General features: G+C 58.3%; 4 protein-coding genes and 1 pseudogene. 1 reads left to right on the top strand and 4 read right to left on the bottom strand.

The window, feature by feature from the left end:
* On the top strand, positions 1-663 hold a 663-nt coding region (locus tag PLC66_RS14405), incomplete at its 5' end, for a hypothetical protein (RefSeq protein ID WP_324541589.1).
* Positions 664-797: 134 nt separating this feature from the next.
* On the opposite strand, the gene PLC66_RS14400 is transcribed toward PLC66_RS14405, so the two are convergent.
* From PLC66_RS14400 to gmtZ, 4 genes and pseudogenes are all read right to left on the bottom strand, one after another.
* Positions 798-2,498, bottom strand: a complete 1,701-nt coding sequence (locus PLC66_RS14400) for an IS1634 family transposase (protein WP_324541587.1) — start codon at positions 2,496-2,498, stop codon at positions 798-800.
* Positions 2,499-2,659: 161 nt separating this feature from the next.
* Positions 2,660-2,914, bottom strand: a pseudogene (locus tag PLC66_RS14395) (IS1634 family transposase N-terminal domain-related protein); the annotation flags it as partial.
* A 182-nt stretch (positions 2,915-3,096) separates the two neighbouring features.
* Positions 3,097-3,750 carry a gamma-mobile-trio protein GmtX gene (gene gmtX / locus PLC66_RS14390; RefSeq protein WP_324541585.1) on the bottom strand — a complete coding sequence of 218 codons (654 nt, stop codon included), beginning with the start codon at positions 3,748-3,750 and terminating at the stop codon, positions 3,097-3,099.
* Positions 3,740-8,269 carry a gamma-mobile-trio integrase GmtZ gene (gmtZ, locus tag PLC66_RS14385; protein ID WP_324541583.1) on the bottom strand — a complete coding sequence of 1,510 codons (4,530 nt, stop codon included), beginning with the start codon at positions 8,267-8,269 and terminating at the stop codon, positions 3,740-3,742. The genes gmtX and gmtZ overlap by 11 nt, the downstream gene beginning before the upstream one ends.
* Position 8,270: the final 1 nt, after the last annotated feature.

Below are 8,270 nucleotides of genomic sequence, written 5' to 3'. Positions count from 1 at the left end.
CGGGACGCAAGAATTATACCAAAAGCATTTATCGGAAATTTTCACAGACTCTCAGAAAATGAATCCCTGCTAGGTGAGCTCGAGGAGCTGCAGGTCGCTTTGGAGGAAGTACAGGCGAGGCATAGCCAGATTGAGGGGCGCAACGAGCAACTGCTCGCGGATTTTGCCGAGGTCACCCGGGTTACTGAAACCCAGCGCCAAGCAGCCGAATCGGCGCGGACCGAGTTGGCGAAGCTGCAGCTAAGGCTGGAAGGCCTCCCTCCACTGGAGGCCCAACTTTCACGCACGTGTGAGGCGCTCGAGGCGGAACGTCGAGCCCGCGTGACTGCCGATCAAGTTGCAGCCGTGGCTGAGGTCCGCCTCGAGCAGAGTAGAGCCTCGGTCGATGATCTGAGGTTACGGCTTGCGCGGGCTGAGACTGATGTGCGAGAAGGAAGCCAGGAAGTTGCAAAGCTGAGAAGTCAGGTAAGCAACTTGCAGGGGGCACTAGACAGCACGGGCAAGGAACTCACCCAGACCAAGGAGGACGCCCGACGCGCCGAGGCGGCAGTTATTGAGTTGAAGGGACGGCTCGCCGCCGCTGCGGGCAGGAACTCGAACTCGCAAAATCGCCTACAGGACGCCCTGCAGCAAACGCCTCACACACCTTCTGATGCCCCGTGACGTCGTTCTTACCGATCGCCCTCCGGCGCTTAGCGTCGCTTGAGGGCCTTAGGTCCGCCGAGTCTGCTCACCCGAGTTCGACAGTTACGCTCGCAAGTACTTGTTTTTGCTAGAGCGCACTTTCAAAAATGCCACTACAGCAGCGCCAACTGCTCCGGCGCCGCTGGCTTTTCGATTCCTAATGCATGAAGCACCTCGTTTTGCTCCGTGCTGAGCGTCGACACCCCCGCGACCGGCTCGCCGCCGTTCAGGCGCACCCGGTGATGCTGGATGCGCTGCAGTTGCTCGAGCGCCCGCTCGGGCGTGTAGCCCGCGTCGGCGGCCTTGAGTCGGCTACGCATCACGCGGTGCAGGATCAGCGCCATGAAGCAGATCGACGCATGCGCGCGAATCCGCTCGGGCAGGCGGTGATACACCGGGCCGATCTCGATCTCGGACTTGAGCACCTTGAAACCGCGCTCGATGTCGGCGAGCGACTTGTAGCGCTGAATCACGTTCTGCGCGGCGAGCCCCTCGGCATTTGTGACCAACAGCAGCTTGCCGTCCATCATTTCGGCGAGACGCTTCGCCTTGTCGTCGATGTGGTAGCTGAAGAGCTCCTCGCCCAGATCCACCTTGAGGATGCGCGACAGGTGCGCTTCGCTGACCGCATGGTAGAAGCGCGCCTTGGCGCCGCTGTCCGAGAGCTTGCGGCCCCGGTGCTTCACGCCTTCGTCCTGCTCGGTGAGCTTGCCCGACCATTCGTCTGCCTGGCGGATCAGCGCGTCGATGCGTTCGTTGCGTTGTTCTGTCTTGGTGGCCGCAGCCATCGGGTCGTGCGCGACCACCAGCCGCAGCCCGTTCCAGGGCTGCTCCGAGATCACCTCCTGGGTGGCGGTGGCGCACTGCTGTTCGTGGAAGGGTTCGAGCAGCTCGATGAACTCGTTGTATCGGCGGCCCGGCACCGCGACGATGAATTCGAGCGGCTTGCCGCTGGCCAGGCGCACGGCCTTCAGCGCCTCCAGATTGTCCAGGCTGAGCAGCCCCCGGTCAGCCACCAGCACCAGGCGCTGCACCGACGGGAAGCGCTCGAGCACCTTGGAGAGTGTGGGCAGCAAGGTACGCGTCTCGGCCGTGTTGCCGTCGAACACCTCGTGGTAGATCGGTAGCCCCTCGGCGGTCTGCACCACGCCGAGCATGAACTGGCGGGCGATCAGCCCTTCCTTGGCCATGCCGTACTGGCGCACGTCGCCGGCCTGCTGGCTGAGTCCTTCGCTGCGGATCGTGGTGAGGTCGTAGAACACCACCGACAGATCCTGGTCGATCAGCGGGCGCAGCAGCCCGGCGACCACCGCATCGACCTCGTCCTGATGATCCATGAGTGCATCGAGGCTGCGCAGCAACTGCTGGTGCGTCACCGCCTTCGGCCCGAAGTCGGGCAGCGCCACCGTCTGTACCCAGCGCAGCACACCGAGCTTGGATTCGGGGTCGCACAGGCGGTTGAGCACCATCAGCCGGATCAACGCTTCCACGTCCGTGGTGCGGCGCGTGCGGCGAAACACCCGACGCAGGCCCGAGAAACCCAGCGATTTCCACAGCTCGGTCAGCGCCCACACGTTACCGAGTGCCCGCGCGGACTCGAACGACACCGTCGGCGCCGGCGGCTTGGCGCCCATCGGTTCGCGGCCGGTGACCTTGAGCAGGCCGTTGATCACCGCGTCGAGCGAACCATCGACCTGCTCAGCGCGCCCGAGCGTGGCGACGGTGCGCTTCTTCACTCGTCCCGCCTCGTCGCGATAGGACTCGACGAGTTGGACGTAGCGGCGGCCTCCGGAGGTGGTGAGCTTGACGTGCATGCCGCCACTCTACCCAGGCACAAGGCCTCGTCAAGTTTGAAGGTGGCTGTTACAAACGTGCCACCACAGCACTTTTGCGATCATGGCCTTGAAACCCGCGCCGGTGCTGAAGGCACTTTCCGAAAAGGGTCGAAAATCGGGGTGAAGTGTCGAACCCCGGCGGTCAGCGCCCACACGTTACCGAGCACGCGCGCGGACTCGAACGACACCGTCGGTGCCGGCGGTTTGGCGGCCATCGGTTCGCGGCCGGTGATCTTCAACAGGCCGTTGATCACTGCGTCGAGCGAACCATCGAGTTGCTCGGCGCGGCCAAGCGTGGCGACGGTGCGCTTCTTCACCCGTCCGGCTTCGTCGCGATAGGACTCGACGAGTTGGACGTAGCGGCGGCCTCCGGAGGTGGTGAGCTTGACGTGCATGATGCCGCCACTTTAACCACCTACGAACCCCCGTCAAGCCTAGGGGCGTCTGTTACAAACGTGCCGCCACAGCACTTTTGCGATCGTCGCCTTCAAACCCGCGCCGGTGCTGAAGGCACTTTCTGAAAAGGGGCGAAAATCGGGGTGAAGTGTCGAACCCCGGTGCTCAACTAACAGTTCCCTTACTTCGCTTGCGACACGTCGTCGCCAAGCATCTTGCGGATGGCATTGACGTAACCGATCCTATAAATTGCACGCCCTCTGGCGTTCAAGATTCGGCCATGGTCGTCCTGCGACCAACCCTCATCTTGAATTAGTCTGTCACTTATTGCGTGTCGCAGGGCATCTTGTTCCTCGCGCGTGAGGCCGGAGGAGGCGGGGAGAGTCTGAATGCTGCCTTGTGGCACGTCGGTTTGCTTCGTCGTTCTATCGATCACCACATGTGTATTGGCCTTGAGCAGATTGACCTGGCCCCGGAGTTTCTTGTTCTCTGCAAGGACCGCTCCCATAACGGCACGAACGGCAGGATCGGGGATCTTATCGAGGACTCCGAAGAGTGGGTTCTCGGGGGCCTTCCGCACCTTGCGGGTGACTCCACCGGTATGATTTGCCCAGGCTTGGATCAGCCCCTTGAAATCGTCACCCGTCCTGTTGTGAATAGTAGATTTAACAGGACCGCCCCGCTCCGTGGAAATCTTGGAAATGGTCGCAACAGAAAAATCTCGGCTACCACGTTCATATTGTTCTCGGCACACCGCATGGATGATGTCGAGATTCTTGGCCTTTCGGGCAGTTGCGTTTGCCTTTAGTTCCTCAAGCAGGTCGTCAGGATGCATCACTTTCTTCCTTGAACGCGGACAGGACGCGCTTGCCGCGCGCCGATTCGATAATCTCGCGGGCTGGCGTACTGGCGACGCTCGCGGCAAGGACGTCCCAGGCTTCATCTAGGATCCCCAAGTCACAAAGGCGGCGTCCTCCCTCCACGAATTCGAGAGCCTCTCCGAGCGACCCTGTGCGGGCCTGAATTAGCTTCATTACGGCGTTGCCGACATCCAATTGCTGCTGGGGATTGAGTCGAAAGAAAATTGGTGGGATCCTGTTGTACTCGAGCATGCAGTCGAGTAACTGACCGCGCCGCATCGCAGGTTTTCGCGCATCAATTCCTAAGTTGATGGTCGCGTTCTCACAGAGAACTTCGATTTGGTGCATCTCGGACTTTGCTTCAGTGAACGCAACCTGAATGTCCTGCATCTCGCCCACTGCCACCAACTGCACTCCGTCCGAGTCCTTCTCCTTCAGGATTTCCAGCGAACGAGCGATCAAATGGTAGGTCGCCTGAAGGTCATTGATGAGTTTCCCCATCGCCTCCGCCTCCTCTTCGTAGCGTTGAGATAGTCGTTCTAATTCGCGGGCTTCAGTGAAAAACAGGCCCTCACGTTGGCAGTGGTTCCGATGGTTCTCCAAGTCCGTAACTGCTTTCTGCAGACTATTGTGGCGCTCCGCACGTTCGTGAGTCTCGTAACTGATTGTGTTGAAATGTGCCTGTAGACCCGGCAACCACGCAGGACCCGAAAGAAAGAAGCGGCAGCGGACACAGTTGCGCTCTGAAGGGTAGCCGGGAACGGGGGCGTAAGTTGTGTCCTCCAAACGGTCATTCAATCTATCCCCACCTACATCACATTTTGCTCCCCCTACCGGGCAGATACCCTTGTCCTCGAAGACGTAGGTTGCTGCAGACTTGTGACCGACCGCAGCGCGCATTGCATCGACGCTCACGCTCGCAAAGCGCTGGCTAACCTGTTCTATGGTCGCATCTAACAGGAAGCGCCGATGATTGGCCTCATCGGCCGCAAAGGCGTTGCGCTCTGCCGCTTCCAGTACTTCCTTCATGTAAGCATGGCCGCATTTTGTGTAGTAAATGGTCATTAGCAACCCACTATGACCGACAATCAGTTTCGAAACTGCGGCTAGCGGCAGTTGCTGGTCAAGCACGAGGTAGGTGATCAGGGAAACTCGAAGGCTGTGCAGGGAGAAGTGTGTGTTGTCGGGAGTTGGATATACAAATTTAATGGCCGACCCATCATTGAGCGTTGCATCCCTTTCCGCGCACAACCGCTCCAATTCAGCGAGGAGTCGATACCATAGGTTGTCAAGGGCGTTACTGCCTATTGGTAATCGGCGGTCGGAGATCTTAACTGCTGCAGCATCCCGGAACAAGAAGCAGGCATTGCCCCGCTCCTCGAGTATCTTCGGGTGTGGTGGAGTGAAACCAAAGTGCTTGCGCTTCAGGTTGGCCCAAGCGGAAGGCGAATCAATTGGGTTGTATCTCTCCTGCCAGTTTCTCAGTTTCTCGAGCCAGTAAAGGGCGTTCTCGTGCGCCCAGGGGATGACATAGCCCTTGGCGCTCTCCGCTTTATTGACGTCGGCTGTCTTATTAGTGTTGATGAACAACCCTACGCCCGATTCGTTCTTGTATCTATGGAATATCCCTCGCTGGTAGGGCCTGCTAGCGTTACCGGTAGCGAGTGGCGAGTCGTTCAACTCAAAGGCAGCCCCATTTGATCGGGCAGTGTAGCGCCAAGTGTCCGCCTCGCCCGAGTCCAGCATCCTCACTTGGAATGTGCGCAGCGGCAATTCCAACTTGAGCAATAGTGCCGTAGCCCGAACGGGCGACCAGATCTCGAAAACTTTGGCTGGGTAGTCCTTGAGCGCCTTTTCGCGCACACTCGCAGGACGCTCCCGCCACACGCAGTCTGGATCAGTCCGGTCAATGATTTTAGGATCAACCGCGAACCAGTCGCCTCCGCCTCTGCGGCCGTCCGTTGCGCGCTGCGCCCACTTCCAGTCGCAGAAATTCGGCCCTGAGCCCAGCAGCTGACGCAATTCCTTGATGTAACGGATGGAGAGTACAGGCCGGACGCTTTCCGTCGGTGACGCAATGCCAGAGAAGGATAGCCGTGTTACCGGGTTGTGGAATTCGGACGGAATTAACAATTGGCCGTTGTCATCTTCGATGGAGAGTTTTTCTTTAAGTAGCCAGTCGAGGAAGTCAGCGACGATATTGTTAAGACTTATTTCCCATCGACCCAATGGGCTAATTGCACCTTCGATCTTGCTGGCAGCCAGAATTTCGCTAAAAACTGGCTTGGGTGTGCTCCTCTTAAGGAAAATAATCGGATTGCAAGGCAGATCTTGCCGGATGATGTATTTTACCAAGAACGTATCAAGGGCCGCGCGGCGACTAGATAGATTGACAAACTGACTCTTCAGCCATTCGGCGGCGAGTGAGCGCCAACTTTCCATTCGCGGGTCAATATCCTCAAGATGTGTAAAGCAAAGGTCAGACCCCTTGCCGGATGCCCTGTCACGGATGCGTGGGAACGGGTTGGCCAAGTGGGGCGGCACGACGTTGTGGCCTTCTCCGTCGGCTTCAGCGAATTTCTCGCGTAGCACCCAACCGAGGAAGTCACTGATTTCATCATGCATGGCCTTTCCGTTGCTTTCGGTTAGATCATCCAATCTAAGCGTCGCCCACAGGTCGGGCAGGTGGGCCTCCTTCTTTAGCAGCTCCGCGGGACGCTTGTCCAGCTGACATGCCTGCAGGTAGCGGACAAAGAAGGCGGTGAGTGCGCCGTATTTTTTCTTAGGTGATTTTTGGGTTGCCAACCACTCGACCACCAGTTCGCGCCATGCCTCGAACTCCGGGTCGATCGCCAGCAGGAAGCGGAACCCGGCATCAACCTTTGCAATTTGCCGTTTCTCCTTGCGGCGAGGGAAGGGGTTTGCGAGGTGGGTTGGCACGACCTTGCGGCCCTCTCGGTCCGTTTCAGTGAATTTATTCTGGAGCACCCAATCGAGGAAATCGCTGATTTCATCGTGCAGTGCCTCTGCGTTTAGTTGGATTAGTCCATCTAACCTCAGCGTTGCCCACAGATCAGGCAGGCGAGCATCTTTCTCAAAGAGATCCGCCGGGCGCTTCGGCAGTTGACATGCCTGCAGGTAGCGGACAAAGAAAGCCGTGAGTGCGCTGCATTTTCTTATATGTGCGTTATGGGTCGTGAACCACTCGACAGCCAACACTCGCCACGCCTCGAAGGCCGGATCGATCGCCAGTAAGAAGCGGAACTCGGGATCAATTTTTACAACCTGCCGCTTCTCCTTGCGGCGTGGGAACGGGTTGGAGAGGTGCGCTGGAACGACCTTGGGGCCTTTTGCATCGGCTTGAGCGAGTTTCTCCCGGAGCACCCACTCGAGGAAGTCACTTATTTTATTTTTTTGGACCTTCGCGTTGCAGTCATTTTGGCGATCCAATCCCAGTGTCGCGAAAAGGTCGGGCAGGTCGGTACCCTGCTGAAAGAGCGTCATTGGTCGCTTGTCGAGTTGGCGTGCATGCAGGTACTGGACAAGGAAGACGTGTAGTGCCCCGTATTGCTTTCTAGGCGATTTTTGGGTTGCCAACCACTCGACTACCAGAACTCGCCACGCCTCGAAAGTCGGGTCGATCTCCAACAAGAAGCGAAACTCGGAGTCGATATTAAAAGCCCACCGCTTTCTTCTTCTGCGCGGGAAAGGGTTCGCGAGGTGAGTCGGCACGCTTTTGTGGCCTTTCGCGTCCGCCTCGGTGAGTTTCTCCCGGAGCACCCAGTCGAGGAAATCGCTAATGCAATCATGCCGGGTGAGGGCGCTGTTCTTAACTAGGCTATCCAACCCCAGTGTGGCCCACAGGTCGGGTAGGCGGGCATCCTGCTTGAACAGCGCCACAGGACGCTTGTCCAAGTCAGATGCGTGCAAATATCGGGTAAAGAAGGCGTTGAGTGGGGGATAACTGTTTTCAGCGTTTTCCTGGGGCGCCAACCATTCGACTGCCAGCAATCGCCACGCCTCGAAGGCCGGATCGATAGCCAGTAGGAAAAGGAACTCGGAATCAACTCTTACAAACTGTCGCTTGTCCCTGCGGCGTGGGAAAGGGTTTGCGAGGTGCGTCGGTACGCTTTTGTGGCCGTTCGCGTCTGGCTCAGTGAGTTTCTCCCGGAGCACCCAGTCGAGGAAATCACTGATGTGATCATGCTGGGCGGCCGCGCTGTATTCAGCTAACCCATCTGACCTCAGCGTCCCCCAAAGGTCAGGCAGGCAGGCATCCTGCTTAAACAACTCCGCAGGGCGCTTGTCATGGTGAGATGCCTGCAGATAGCGCACAAAAAAGACGGCGAGGGGGGCGTATCTGTTTTGAGGTTTTTTCTGGGTGGCCAACCACTCGACCACCAGCAATCGCCATGCCTCGAAGGCCGGATCGATCGCCAGCAAGAAACGGAACTCAGGATCAATTTTCGCGACGATCTTCTTACCCTTTGCCATG

Source organism: Thauera sp. (genome assembly GCF_035444905.1).
GTDB lineage: Bacteria > Pseudomonadota > Gammaproteobacteria > Burkholderiales > Rhodocyclaceae > Thauera.
Note: the sequence above shows the minus strand (reverse complement) of the source record. Positions and strands in the feature narration are given on the sequence as shown.